The 12,339-nt window shown below is 71.7% G+C and carries 11 protein-coding genes and 1 pseudogene; 4 read left to right on the top strand and 8 right to left on the bottom strand.

The genetic code is table 11. The annotated features are described in order from the left end of the window. The first annotated feature begins 10 nt into the window (after nt 1-10). Entirely contained in the window at nt 11-445 is a 435-nt protein-coding gene (locus ACRAWC_RS26710) for a hypothetical protein (protein WP_431350184.1), read from the top strand. An 89-nt stretch (nt 446-534) separates the two neighbouring features. Then, on the top strand, nt 535-1,800 hold the full coding sequence (locus tag ACRAWC_RS26705; RefSeq protein ID WP_431350245.1) for an MFS transporter: 1,266 nt from the start codon (nt 535-537) through the stop codon (nt 1,798-1,800). Between the two features lie 69 nt (nt 1,801-1,869). Here ACRAWC_RS26705 and ACRAWC_RS26700 read toward each other — a convergent pair whose 3' ends face one another. Further along, nucleotides 1,870-2,505: a putative glycolipid-binding domain-containing protein gene (locus ACRAWC_RS26700; RefSeq protein ID WP_431350183.1), complete on the bottom strand. Its 636-nt coding sequence runs from the start codon at nt 2,503-2,505 to the stop codon at nt 1,870-1,872. A gap of 74 nt (nt 2,506-2,579) precedes the next feature. Next, nucleotides 2,580-3,749, bottom strand: a complete 1,170-nt coding sequence (locus tag ACRAWC_RS26695) for a citrate/2-methylcitrate synthase (protein WP_431350182.1) — start codon at nt 3,747-3,749, stop codon at nt 2,580-2,582. 51 nt (nt 3,750-3,800) lie between these two features. Here ACRAWC_RS26695 and ACRAWC_RS26690 point away from each other — a divergent pair, with 51 nt between their 5' ends. Together ACRAWC_RS26690 and ACRAWC_RS26685 are read left to right on the top strand one after the other, a co-directional pair. Continuing rightward, entirely contained in the window at nt 3,801-4,013 is a 213-nt protein-coding gene (locus tag ACRAWC_RS26690) for a hypothetical protein (RefSeq protein WP_431350181.1), read from the top strand. Further along, a pseudogene (locus tag ACRAWC_RS26685) lies at nt 4,013-5,004 on the top strand (citrate/2-methylcitrate synthase). Before ACRAWC_RS26690 ends, ACRAWC_RS26685 begins: the two are co-directional and overlap by 1 nt. A 7-nt stretch (nt 5,005-5,011) precedes the next feature. On the opposite strand, the gene ACRAWC_RS26680 reads toward ACRAWC_RS26685, so the two are convergent. From ACRAWC_RS26680 to ACRAWC_RS26655, 6 genes are all read right to left on the bottom strand, one after another. Next, nucleotides 5,012-5,671 (bottom strand): methionine ABC transporter permease, encoded by a 660-nt coding sequence (locus ACRAWC_RS26680; protein WP_431350180.1) that lies wholly within the window; start codon nt 5,669-5,671, stop codon nt 5,012-5,014. Beyond that, nucleotides 5,668-6,693 carry a methionine ABC transporter ATP-binding protein gene (locus ACRAWC_RS26675; RefSeq protein WP_431350179.1) on the bottom strand — a complete coding sequence of 342 codons (1,026 nt, stop codon included), beginning with the start codon at nt 6,691-6,693 and terminating at the stop codon, nt 5,668-5,670. The genes ACRAWC_RS26680 and ACRAWC_RS26675 overlap by 4 nt, the downstream gene beginning before the upstream one ends. Before the next feature lie 2 nt (nt 6,694-6,695). Then, nucleotides 6,696-7,655, bottom strand: coding sequence for a MetQ/NlpA family ABC transporter substrate-binding protein (locus ACRAWC_RS26670; protein ID WP_431350178.1), 960 nt, complete (start codon nt 7,653-7,655; stop codon nt 6,696-6,698). A 244-nt stretch (nt 7,656-7,899) separates the two neighbouring features. Next, nucleotides 7,900-8,319: a VOC family protein gene (locus ACRAWC_RS26665; RefSeq protein ID WP_431350177.1), complete on the bottom strand. Its 420-nt coding sequence runs from the start codon at nt 8,317-8,319 to the stop codon at nt 7,900-7,902. Between the two features lie 61 nt (nt 8,320-8,380). Further along, nucleotides 8,381-8,794 carry a helix-turn-helix transcriptional regulator gene (locus tag ACRAWC_RS26660; RefSeq protein ID WP_431350176.1) on the bottom strand — a complete coding sequence of 138 codons (414 nt, stop codon included), beginning with the start codon at nt 8,792-8,794 and terminating at the stop codon, nt 8,381-8,383. Between the two features lie 16 nt (nt 8,795-8,810). Then, on the bottom strand, nt 8,811-12,320 hold the full coding sequence (locus ACRAWC_RS26655) for a TM0106 family RecB-like putative nuclease (protein ID WP_431350175.1): 3,510 nt from the start codon (nt 12,318-12,320) through the stop codon (nt 8,811-8,813). Nucleotides 12,321-12,339 lie beyond the last annotated feature (19 nt).

Raw genomic sequence — 12,339 nt, 5'->3', positions numbered from 1 at the left:
GATCGTCGTCGTGACCACGCACATCATCGCTGAGCCCCGTACCGAGAACGAGATCGACGACGAGCACGGTGGGCTCGTCCGCAGCCTGAGCGCCACGGTGCCGCCGCTGCTCGGCAACCTGCTCGCGACCCTCGTCGTGCTGGTCACCCTCGTGCTGGGCGTCATCAGCCTGGTCGCGACCTGGACCGGCAACGCGCACGCGTTCCTGCCGCTGTTCCAGATGACGGTCGCCGGCACGGTCGTGTCGCTCAACGCGCTCTACGCGCGCCGCACTTTCAGCTACGTCATCACGCTGATCGGCGCGATCCTCTGGCTCTGGGTCTCGGTCACACCGTTCGTCCCGTTCTTCCAGGTCGTCCTGCAGGCCGTCACGGTCACGCTCATGCTGTTCGGCGTCGTCTTCTCGCTCGCCGCGGTGACGCTCAGCAAGAAGCCGCGCTTCTGAGCGGCGGCCAGGCTCCGGGCACCAAGGAGCCCGACGATACGAGCGAGCCTCGGCTCGCGCACGCCCGGCACTTCGTCGACCTCAGCCCGCTGAGGGAGTCGCCGGCGTTCGCCCGGCTCTGGCTCGGCGGCGCCGTCTCCGGCATCGGCGGCCAGATGACGATCGTCGCCGTCGGCCTCAACATCTACGACCTCACGCACTCGACTCTGGCCGTCTCGCTCGTCGCGCTGTTCGCGCTCGTGCCGATGATCGTCTTCGGGCTGTACGGCGGCGTTCTCGCCGACGCGTTCGACCGGAGGAAGGTCGCCCTCGTGACCGCCATCGTCGCGTGGGCCTCCACTGCGGGGATCGCTGTGTTCGCCTGGTCGCACGTCCAGGTGGTGTGGCCGCTCTACCTCCTCACGACGGTCAACGCGGTCGCCACGGTCATGATCGGCGCCACCCGGCAGGCGATCACGCCCCGACTCCTCCCCGCACGGCTGCTGCCCGCGGCGAGCGCGCTCGGCGGGATGAGCATGGGCGTGATGGTCACCGTCGGCCCCGCGCTCGCCGGACTCCTGGTCGCGAGCGTCGGCATCCCGTGGACGTACACGGTCGACGTGATCCTGTTCACCGCGGCGTTCCTCGGGATTTTCACGTTGCCGTCGATCGTGCCGGAGGGCGAGCGGCAGCGCGCCGGGCTGTCCTCGGTGCTCCAGGGGCTGCGCTTCCTGAAGTCGGCGCCGAACCTGTCGATGACCTTCGTGCTCGACCTGATCGCGATGACGTTCGGCCAGCCGCGGGCGCTGTTCCCGGCGGTGGGCGCGCTGCTCATCGGCGGCGGACCCGTGACGGTCGGCATCCTGACCGCCGCCGGCGCGGTCGGGACGTTGGTGTCCAGCGTCTTCTCCGGGCGGCTCGGCGGCGTCCGGTGGCAGGGCCGCGCGGTGGAGCGGGCGATCGTCGTCTACGGCGCCTCCATCCTCGGCTTCGGCATCGTGCTCGCGGTCGTCGCATTCAGCGGGACGGCCGGCGGGAGCGCGTCGATCGCCGACGCGAACCTCCCCGCGCTGATCGCGGCCACCGTGCTGCTGGCGGCCTCGGGCGCGGCCGACAACGTCAGCTCGATCTTCCGGATGACCATCCTGCAGGCGTCGGCGCCCGACGTCATGCGCGGGAGGCTGCAGGGTGTGTTCACCGTGGTGGTGACCGGCGGCCCCCGGCTCGGCGACCTCTACATCGGCGTGCTCGCGCTCTCCGGCGCGCTCTGGTTCCCGCCGCTGCTGGGCGGCCTCCTGATCGTGGTGCTGGTCGCGACCATCGTGCGCATCCGCACGAGCTTCCGAGACTACGACGCCCTCGCCCCCACCCCCTGACCGCCTGACGCCCTGACGCCCTGACGCCCTGACGCCCTGACGCCCTGACTTCCTGACTTCCTGACGCCGTCAGCAGGTGCGGATGCGGCGCGCGAGCCGCGGGTAGTCGATGACCAGGCCGTCCTCGTCCACGCCGAGGTCCGCCATGAACCCGCTGCCGACGCTCCGGAAGCGCACGACCGAACGGCCCGCACCCGCGTCGAACGGCTCGGCCGCACTGTACGCCTGCCGGCTCGCCACCACCGCCAGCGACGGGAGGTCGACCCACGCCATCGTCAGCTCGGTCTCCTCCAACCCCTCCAGCGCGCCGAGCCGGAGGATCGGCATCGTGTTCGTGACCGGGCAGAGCGCCAGGTCGCAGTCGAGCGCGCCCTCCAGGCTCTCCGGATCGGCGATCCCCGGGGCCGCCATCGGCTCGTCGTGGTAGCGGTCGTCGCCGTGCGTGTACGATTCGGCGGCCCAGCGGCCGTGGGCGTCGCGGGTGAGGACGAGCCACCGGGTGAAACCGCGGCCGTCGACCGCGACCGACAGCCGGGAGGTCACCCAGCCCGGGCCGGTCTCCAGCGCCCAGCTCGTGACGTAGTCCGTCGTGCGGGAGGTGCCGAGCGCGTCCAGCCGGTCGGGCGCGAAGGTGACGACCGCCGCCTCCAGCCGCTCCGGATCCTCGTCGCCGACCCACTCCACGTGCCGCACCGCTCCGCGCATCGCGTCCTCCGTCGCTCGTGCGGCCGCTGAGGAGGCCGCCCGAGCAGCACGATACGCCCCCGCACCCCTGTCGGTCAGGCGGCGATCGGTCTCCCGGGCAACGGCTCGGGCGCTGGGGGACCGACGTAGCGCGACGATGGCCGCAGGATCTTGCCGTCCGTCGCCTGCTCCAGGATGTGCGCGGTCCAGCCGACGACGCGCGCCGCTGCGAACGTCGGCGTGAACAGCTCGCGCGGGATGCCGCACAGCTCCATCACGACGCCGGCGTAGAACTCGACGTTCGTGTGCAGCCCGCGCCCGGGCTTCAGCTCCTCGAGGAGCTGCTGGACCCGCTCCTCGACCCGCACCGCGAAGTCCACCCGCTCGCCGCCGAAGCCCTGAGCGACCTCCCTCAGCAGCACCGACCGCGGGTCCTCGGTGCGGTAGACGGCGTGGCCGAAGCCCATCACCCTCCCGCCCGAGCGCACCGTCTCGGTGATCCACGCGTCGATGCGGTCGGGGGTCCCGATCGCATCGAGCGTGTCGAGCGCGCGGCTGGGCGCGCCGCCGTGCAGCGGGCCGGACAGTGCGCCGAGCGCGCCGTCCACCGCCGCCGCGACATCCGCGCCCGTGGACGCGATCACCCGGGCGGTGAAGGTGGAGGCGTTGAAGCCGTGGTCGATCGCGGCCGTCAGGTACGCGCTGAGCGCGTGCTCGTGCGCGGCGTCGGGAGTGCGGCCGGTGATCAGCCGCAGGTAGTCCGCGACGTGGCCGAGGTCGTCGCGCGGCTCGGACGGCATGCGCCCCTCGGCGTACGCGTGCAGCGAGGCCAGCAGCACCGGCGTGACCGCCGCCACGCGGATCGCGTCGCGCAGCCGGGTCTCCGCGTCCTCGTCGTAGACGGGCTGCATCCGGTCGGCGGCGGCGACCGCGGCGAGCGCCATCCGGAGTCCGGCCAGCGCGTCGCCGTGCGTCGTCAGCCGTGCGATCGCCGGCAGCAGTTCGGCGACCGGCTCCGGGATCCGGCGCGCCTCGGCGATCCGCGCCCGGAAGGCCGCCAGCTCCTGCACGGACGGCAGCTCGCCGAACAGCAGCAGGTACCAGGCGTCCTCGAAGGTGCGCTCGCGCGCCAGGTCGACAGCCGAGTACTGGCGGTAGTGGTAGAAGCCCTCGTGCCCGCGGACGTCGCCGAGCGCGGTGCTGGCGGCGACGACATTGGTCAGTCCGCGCGGGACGTCGATGAGGGTGTCGTTCATGCGGTCCATGCCAGTAGTGTGAACGTGGACGGTACGTACGTCAACGTTGATCGGATCAATATGAGCGACCTCCCGCGGCTCACCGCCGAACAGACCGCCGAGCGCCTCGGCGTCAAGCTCGAGACGCTGTACGCGTACGTCGCACGCGGGCTGCTCGCCCGCGAACGCACCGCGGCCGGGTCGAGCTTCGACGCGCTGGAGGTGGAGGCCTTCGCCTCCGCCCGGCGCCGCCGCACCTCCCCGCGCCGGCGCGCTCGGAGGGCCGGCCGCTGATGGTGATCGAGACGGACTTCGCGCTCATCGACGAGGGCGAGCTGTACTACCGCGGGCGCCCGGCCGCCGAGCTGGCCGGGCAGCCGTTCGAGGTCGTCGCGCACTGGGCGCTCACCCGGCGCTGGGATGCCTCGGTACGGTTCGTGCCCGGCCCCGGGCTGGAGTCAGCCCGCCGGGTCGCGGCGGCGCTGCCGGCGGGCGCGGGCGACCGCGACCGGCAGCTGGTCGCGGTGACGGCTCTGGCGGCGGCCGACCCGCTGCGCACCTCACTGGACCCGGAGGCCGTGGCCGGTGCGGCGGAGCGACTGATCGCAGGGATGGTGGCGGTGCTGCCGGAGAAGTCGCGAGCGTCGGGCGCTGGACTCGCCGCCGAGCTCTGGTCCCGGCTCTCCCCGCACCCCGCCTCCCCCGAAGCCGTGCGCACCCTCGATGCCGCGCTGGTCCTCCTCCTCGACCACGACCTCGCCGTCTCCACGCTCGCGGCCCGCGCCGCCGCCTCCGCGCGCGCGACCCCCTACGCCGTGGTCGTCGCCGGCCTCGGCGCGCTCGACTCCCCCTGCACGGCAACGCCAGCCGCGCCGCCCACCGGATGCTCGCCCGGATCGCCGCCGGCGAGGAGCCCGCCCGGGTCGTCGCCGACGCCGTGGTGGGCGGCCGCGGGCCGGTCCCCGGCTTCGGCCAGCCGCTCTATCCGGCGGGCGACCCGCGCGGGCGAATCCTCCTCGGCATGCTCGCCGACATCCCCGGCGCTGAACCCGTCGTGGCGGCCGTCGACGCGCTGGCCGCCGTGCTGCGCGACCGCACCGGCGCCGCGCCGAACGTGGACCTCGCCCTCGCCGCGCTCTCCCTGGCGGGCGGGATGTCCGACGACGCCGGCGAGGTGATCTTCGCCACCGCACGCACCGCCGGCTGGATCGTGCACGCCCTCGCCGAGTACCGCGAGCGCCCGCTCCGCCTGCGCCCGGTCGGCCGCTACACCGCGAAGGCCTAGCAGCGCCTCACCGCCGGAGCGCCTTCCGCGCCAGCGTGTTCCCCAGGAACTGCGCCGCCTGCACCAGCACCACGATCGTCAGCACCGCGACCCAGGTCACGACCCAGTTGTAACGCTGGTAGCCGTACGAGATGGCGAAGTCCCCGAGGCCGCCGCCGCCGAGGCTGCCCGCGACCGCCGACAGGTCCACGATCGCGACGAACACGAACGTGTAACCGAGGATCAGCGGGCCGAGCGCCTCCGGGATGAGCAGCGTGGAGATGATCCGCCAGGGGCTCGACCCCATCGCGCGCGCCGCCTCGATCACACCGGGGTCGATCGTGACCAGGTTCTGCTCCACGATGCGGGAGATCGCGAACGTCGCCGCGAGCGTCATCGGGAAGATCGCCGCGGGCGTCCCGAGGAACGTCCCCAGCACCGCCTGCGTCAGCGGCGCCACCGCGGTCATGAAGATGATGAACGGGATCGGGCGGACGAAGTTGACCAGCACGTTCAGCACCGCCGACAGCACGCGGTTCTCCAGCAGGCCGCCGGGCCGCGTCGTGTACAGCAGCACGCCGAGCGCGAGCCCGAGCACACCGCCGAGCACGAGTGTCGCGACGACCATCCACAGGGTCTGGCCGATGGAGGTCAGGTACACCGGCCAGAGCGTCGACCAGTCGGTCATGCCGCCACCTCCTCGACCTCGGTCACCGTGCGGAGTTCCGCGATCAGCGCGTCCACCGCCTCCGGTTCGCCGAGCAGTTCGAGGGTGAGGCTCCCGAACGACCGGCCCTGAAGGGCCGAGATGCCGCCGTAGACGATCTCGAACCGGACCCCGTGCCGGCCGACGGCGTCGGAGAGCACCGCGCCGAGGCGGCCGTCGTCGTGGATGCGGGCCGACACGATCCGGCCGTCGTGCTTGCCGCGCAGCCGCTCGATGTCGGCCTCCCCCGGCTGGTTGCGGAGCACAGTGCCGACGAAACGCTGCGAGGTCGCGGTCTGCGGGTCCGAGAACACGTCGAAGACGGTCCCGAGCTCGATGATCCGGCCGGAGTCGAGCACGGCGACCCGGTCGGCGATCGACCGGACGACCTCCATCTCGTGCGTGATGACGACGATGGTGACGCCGAGCTCCGCGTTGACCCGCTTGAGCAGCGCCAGCACGTCGGCGGTCGTCTCGGGATCGAGCGCGCTCGTCGCCTCGTCGGCGAGCAGGATGGCCGGGTTCGTCGCCAGCGCACGGGCGATGCCGACGCGCTGTTTCTGGCCTCCGGAGAGCTGGTCGGGGTACGCCCACGCCTTCTCGGTCAGTCCGACGAAGGCGAGCAGTTCTGCGACGCGCTGCTTGCGCTCGTCCGGTGGCCAGCCTGCGACCTTCAGCGGATACGCGATGTTCGCGAAAACTGTGCGCGAGCGGAACAGGTTGAACTGCTGGAAGATCATCCCGATCCCCGCCCGCACGCTGCGCAGGTCGCGCTCGCGCAGCGTGGTCAGGTCGCGGCCGTCGACGATCACCGAACCGGAGGTCGCGTGCTCCAGCGCGTTGATGAGCCGCAGCAGCGTGCTCTTGCCCGCACCGGAGTAGCCGATGATGCCGAAGATCTCGCCGCGCTCGATGGTCAGGTCGATGTCTGTGACGGCGGAGACCGCCGCGTCCCCGGAGCGGAAGCTCTTGGTGACGCCGCGGAACTCGATGAGCGCGCTCACGCCTACTTCGCCGCCGCGATCGACTTCTCCAGCGAGCGCAGGATCGCGATGAGGTCGGCTTGCGGCTTCTGGACGATCACCGCGGTGTTCTTCGAGTCGGCGAGCACCGCGTCCTGCACCGCCTTCGAGTGGTAGAGGTCGGCGATCTTCAGGTAGGTCGCGTTGTCCTTGTCCTTCGCGCGGGCCACGAAGGCGTTGATGTACGGCTCGGCTGCGGAGCTCTTCGGGTCGTCCTGGAACAGCGCGGACTTCGGGTCGATGCCGGCGGGGCCGACGAAGGTGTTGTTGATCACCGCGGCGTCTGCGGAATCGAGCGCGGGCGCGGTCTGCGCGGCGTCGACCGGGAGCACCGTCACCTTCGACGCCGCCGCGTCGATGTCGGCCGGCGTGGAGAGCGTGGTGCCGCCGTTCTTCAACTTCAGAAGGCCGGCCTTCTGCAGCACCAGCAGGGCGCGGGCCTGGTTGGTGGGGTCGTTCGGGATGGCGATCTTCGCGCCGGCCGGGAGCTTCTCCAGCGACGAGAACTTCTTCGAGTAGAGCGACAGCGGGACGACGTAGGTCGACGCGATCGGCACCAGGTCGTGACCCGACTCCACGTTGTAGTTCGCCAGGAACTGCAGGTGCTGGAACAGGTTCAGGTCGAGCTGGCCGTTCGCGAGCGCCGGGTTGGCCTGGGTGTAGTCCCGGAAGCCGACGACCTGGATGTCGATGCCCTCCTTCGCCGCCTCCTTCTTGAGGATCGGCCAATACGGTGCGGACTGCTCCGTCGTGCCGATCTTCACCGCGACGGCCGCGCCCGCGGCGTCTGCCGTTCCGCTGTCGCTCGCGTTGACGGCAGCGACAACGCCCCCGACGATCGCGAGGACCGCGACGACGGCGATGCCGACGATCCACGGGGTCTTCGAGCGCTTGGGCTTCTCGGGGAGCGCGGGGACGGTTCCGGGCGGGGTGGCGTCGGACATGGCTGTGCCTCTCGTGAAGGGTGTGGGATGTGCCGGCGGACGGTTGGCGGCACATCGAGCCTTCCAAGAGGGGGTCGGGAGGGCAAAACGCGTTCCGAAATATGACGACGCCAGTCCGTGTCGTCAGATTTCCGATTTTAGGTGCGAACGCTCTGGCCGGTTGCGCAGGCCTTCGCGAGAATCGGGGGTACGTGTGCGCCGGAGGCCATTGGGGGACCTCCGGCGCACACCGCAAAGCGGCCGGTCACGCGGGCTGCGCCGCCGACTGCAGGATGCGCACCATGTTGCCCGACGGGTCGCGGAAGGCGCAGTCGCGCGGCCCCCACGGCTGGTCCTTCGGCTCCTGGAGCACCTCGGCGCCGCTGGCGCGCACACGCTCGAACACGCCGTCGAGGTCGTCCTCGGTGCGGAAGACGACGTTCGTCAGCACGCCCTTGGCGACGAGCTCCTGGATGGCGTCGCCGTCGGACTGCGAGCGGCCGGCGTACGGGTCGGAGAGGACGATCTCGGTGCCCGGCTGACCCGCGACGCCGAGGGTGATCCAGTGGTGGCCGCCCGACTCGACGTCGTTGAGGACGTCCAGCCCCAGCGCGTCACGATAGAAGGCGAGGGACTCCTCGGGGTTCGTGACGGTGATGTGCGAGTACTGAAGCGAAATGGTCATACGGCCACTCTAGGAACGCAGCGGACGGAGCGCTTCTCCATTCCTGCTCACCTGTTGCGCCTCAGCCCCGAACGGGCTTGGAGCGAACCGGCCGCGTCCGCTGCTTCGCGATGCAGTTGGGCATGGCGAGCACGGCGCGGTGCTCGCGCGCCCGGTAGCTCGTCGGCGACTCCCCCACCACCTCGGCGAACTTCGAGCTGAACGAGCCGAGCGACGTACAGCCTACGGCCATGCATGCTTCGGTCACAGTCATCCCCTCGCGCAGCAACGCCATCGCGCGCTCGATCCGCCGGGTCATCAGGTAGCTGTAGGGCGTCTCGCCGTAGACGGCGCGGAACCGGCGGGAGAAGTGCGACGGCGACATGAAGGCGGACGCGGCCATCGTGGGGACGTCGAGCGGCTCGGCGTACTCGCGATCGATCTTGTCGCGCGCGCGACGCAGGATGACGAGCTCCTGCAGTTCCTCCGGGGACACGCCTCCACCGTAGCTCTCAGGCCCGCGCCTCACCAGCGGCTTCACGCGCAGCCACGGCGGGGCGATCCGACACGTTCGGCTCCACCAGCCGGATGAACGCGCTGAGCTCGCCCACCCCGGCCGGAGTCGTGGGCAGGAACTCGGTCAGCTCGGGCGAGTGCACCAGGTACGCCGCCCACTTCGCGCGCGAGATCGCGACATTCAGCCGGTTCTTCATCAGCAGGAACGACATCCCTCGGGGCACGTCGGCGGCCGAGGACGCGGCCAGGCTGACGATCGCGACGGCGGCCTCCTGGCCCTGGAACTTGTCCACCGTTCCCACCCGGACCTGCGGGAAGCCTGCTGCGTCGAGGAGCTCGCGCACTTCGGCGAGTTGCGCGTTGTACGGGGTCACCACGATGACATCGCCCTGACCCAGCGGCGCGTCCTCGACGCCTGCGGCGGGGTCGCTCCAGGAGCGGCCGATCAGCGCGTCCACGATACGGACGACCGCCTCGGCCTCCTGCGGCGACGCCGTGGCGTTGCCCACGTGCTCTACCGGCACCGGGTGGAGGCCGGGCTCGACGCCGCCGAGCTCTCGGCCGCGGGCGCTCGGATGGGCGTGCAGTTTCCCCTCGTAAGCCAGCCGGGACACCGCCTCCGCCAGCGCAGGGTGCATACGCCGGCTCTCGGCGAGGAAATAGCCGAACTCCGCGGGGAGCACGTCGTGGCCGTCGCTCACCCAGCCGAGGGCGGAGCCGTCGACGGGTTCGGGATGGCTGCCCTGGCTGACCTGGGGAAGCTGCTGCGGGTCGCCGAGCAGCAGCAGGTTGCGCGCCGCGACGCCGACCGCGATGGTCGAGGCGAGCGAGAACTGGCCGGCCTCGTCGATCACCAGCAGGTCGAGACTCCCGCGCGGGATACGTGCGACGTTGGCGAAGTCCCACGCTGTGCCGCCCAGCACGTACCCGCGGCCCTCGCGCTCGGCCGCGAACTCCAGGTGGCCGTTCCGGCGCAGCGGCGTGAATCGGGGCGCCTCGGCCGCGCCGCTCGGCACCTTGCCGACGAGGGCGGCGTCGAGACCGGTGTCCACGACGCGGTCGAGCAGGTTCTCGACCACCGCGTGCGACTGGGCGACGACCCCGACGCGCCAGCCGTACTCTGCCACGAGCCGCGCGATGACGTGGGCGCCGAGGTACGACTTCCCGGTGCCGGGAGGCCCCTGCACCGCGAGGTACGACGCGTCCAGGTCGAGCAGGCTCGCGGTGACGGCCGCGATGCGCCCACTGCCGTCCTCCGGCCCCTCGGGTGCCAGCGCCCCCGACCGCGTGCGCGGCGGCGTGCGCCGGAGCAGGTCGATGGTCGCGTTCACGGGCCAGCGGTCGTTGTGCCGCGCCGCGAGCAGGTCAGTGCCCCACTCGCGCACCGCCTCGGCGAGCGGACGCGTGTTCGGCGGCGGCGCCGGGGTGAGCGCCATCGGGAGGTGGGGATACGCCGCCACGTCCTCCGGGAGCGTCTCGCGCACCAGCACCGATCCGTCGTCGGTGACGTCGATGACGGCGGCGCTGCGCACCGTGCGCGCGCCCGGCTGCGCCCGCAGCAGCCGGAACGGGCCGGGGTATTCGTAGAGGAGGAACGGCCCGGAGCTCTCGCTCACCCGCACCGCACTGCCCGCGCCCCATTGGCCCGTGAGCAGCAGCTCGCGCCGCTCCACCCGCTGGCCCTCGTCCAGATACCAGTCGCGCACGACGCGCACGGTCTCCACGACCAGCACGTCGCGGGTGTCGGCCCACTCCTCGACCGGCTGGATGAGCCGGGAGAAGTGACTCTGCCAGAAGCTCTTCTGCTCGCGGCGGTGGAAGTCGATCGCGGCCGCGGCGAGCGCCATCGCCTCCCGGTCGGGCGTGCGGTGCGGGTCGAGCGGGTCGCCGGCGAACCCGAGCAGGCCCGCGCGCAGCGGCGACTCCTCCGGTGCGGGCTCGGGCTCCTCCATCGGCGCGGCGCCGATCGGCACGCCTGCCTCGGCCGCGCGGGCGAGCAGCCAGTCGCGGAGTCGGAGCGTCGAGACGCAGTCGTAGCGGTTGTAGTCGCCGAGCGCGTCGAGCAAAGGCTGAGCCTCAGCGAAGCGGCCGAGCGCGATCAGGTCGCGCGCGTTCGCGTACTCGGTGATGGAGTCCGCGCCGTTCGTGACCTCGCTCTGGCGCAGTTCCGTGCCCATGTAGAGCGGCTCCAGTTTCTTGATGGAGTACGACCGCGACCCGACGCGCACGGACTTGCGCACGAGCGGATACAGATCGACCATCACGTTGTCGCGCAGCAGGCCGTCGACCTCCTCCTCGCCGACGCCGTGCCGTGCGGAGATCGACAGCAGGTGGGTCTGCTCGTAGGCCGCGTAGTGGTAGATGTGCATGCCGGGATACACGGCCCGGCGCTCCCGGACGAACTCCAGGAAGCGTTCCAGCGCCGCGCGTTCCTCCGCGAAGTCGTGCGCCCAGAATGCGGTGAACCGGGCGTCCTGGTCGACCATCCCGAACAGGTAGTCGAGGTTCCAGCGCTCCCCCGCGCCCTCGGTGTAGAGCGGGTCGCCCTCGAAGTCGAAGAAGATGTCCCCCGGGTCGGGCTCCGGGAGGACGGCGAGCACCGGGGCGTTGAACACGCGCACGGGCGGCGGCGCGCCCTCCACGGCCTCGAGCTGAAGCCTCGCCTGCTCGCGCAGCCCCGAGAGCGTTCCCTCGGAGATGCCCTCGACCGGCCCGGTCGAGCCCGCGAGCGCGTCGATGGTCGTGATGCCCGCCGCGGCGAGACGCTCGCGCTGGGTCACGCGCATCCCGGCGACCAGCAGGACGTCGCGTGCGGCGGTGATCTCCGCGTCACAGGTGTCGCACCGGCCGCACACCGTGAAGCGCGGATCGCCCCACTGCACCGGGCCGGGATCCGCGACGTGCGCGGCGATGATGTCGAGCAGCCGCGCGCGCCGCTTGCGGTAGACCGGCTCGATGTCGGACAGCCGGTGCTCGCTGACGGAGCCGTCGCCCAGCAGCAACTCGACCGTGCCGTCGACGTCGACGCCGGTGCGCCGGAGCTGCTCGGCGTAGGCGGCGAGCTGCAGAAGGGCGGTCACCCGCGCGCTGCGGGCGAGCTTGGAGTCCTGGACGCGGTAGCGGCCGTCGGGCAGCCGCACGATGAAGTCCGCGAAGCCGACGAACGACCCGTCGAAGAAGGTGGCCTGGAAGACCACCTCGCTCCCCCGCGCGAATGCGTCGGCGGTGCGGCGCACGGCCTCCGCGAGGCTCTCGGCGCTCAGCGACTCGGGCCGCTCGATCTCCGCGACGCCGTCGCCGAACCGCTCGCGGTAGCGCTCCAGGATGTGGTGCTCCTGCTCGTCGCCCAACCGCGACGAGCGCACGTACATCGGATCCTCGACCTCGTCGGTCTTCTCCAGCCGGCCGAGCTTGACGTCGAGCGTGCGCAGGAAGGCGAACTCGCACTTGGACGCTTCGGTCAGATCGCTGGCGCTGGTGACGATCACACCGTCGAGGAGGAACACACCGCTACGCTATCGGCGG

The sequence above is a fragment of the Leifsonia sp. L25 genome (assembly GCF_050632895.1).
The sequence above is the reverse complement of the archived record's forward strand: the minus strand, read 5'-3'. Positions and strand labels throughout refer to the sequence as shown.

Excerpts from the sequence above, each read along its gene's own strand:
- ACRAWC_RS26700 (WP_431350183.1), bottom strand. The coding sequence starts at position 2,505 with ATGCGCGGAGCGGTGCGGCACGTGGAGTGGGTCGGCGACGAGGATCCG.
- ACRAWC_RS26695 (WP_431350182.1), bottom strand. The coding sequence starts at position 3,749 with ATGGACCGCATGAACGACACCCTCATCGACGTCCCGCGCGGACTGACC.
- ACRAWC_RS26690 (WP_431350181.1), top strand. The coding sequence starts at position 3,801 with ATGAGCGACCTCCCGCGGCTCACCGCCGAACAGACCGCCGAGCGCCTC.
- ACRAWC_RS26680 (WP_431350180.1), bottom strand. The coding sequence starts at position 5,671 with ATGACCGACTGGTCGACGCTCTGGCCGGTGTACCTGACCTCCATCGGC.
- ACRAWC_RS26670 (WP_431350178.1), bottom strand. The coding sequence starts at position 7,655 with ATGTCCGACGCCACCCCGCCCGGAACCGTCCCCGCGCTCCCCGAGAAG.
- ACRAWC_RS26665 (WP_431350177.1), bottom strand. The coding sequence starts at position 8,319 with ATGACCATTTCGCTTCAGTACTCGCACATCACCGTCACGAACCCCGAG.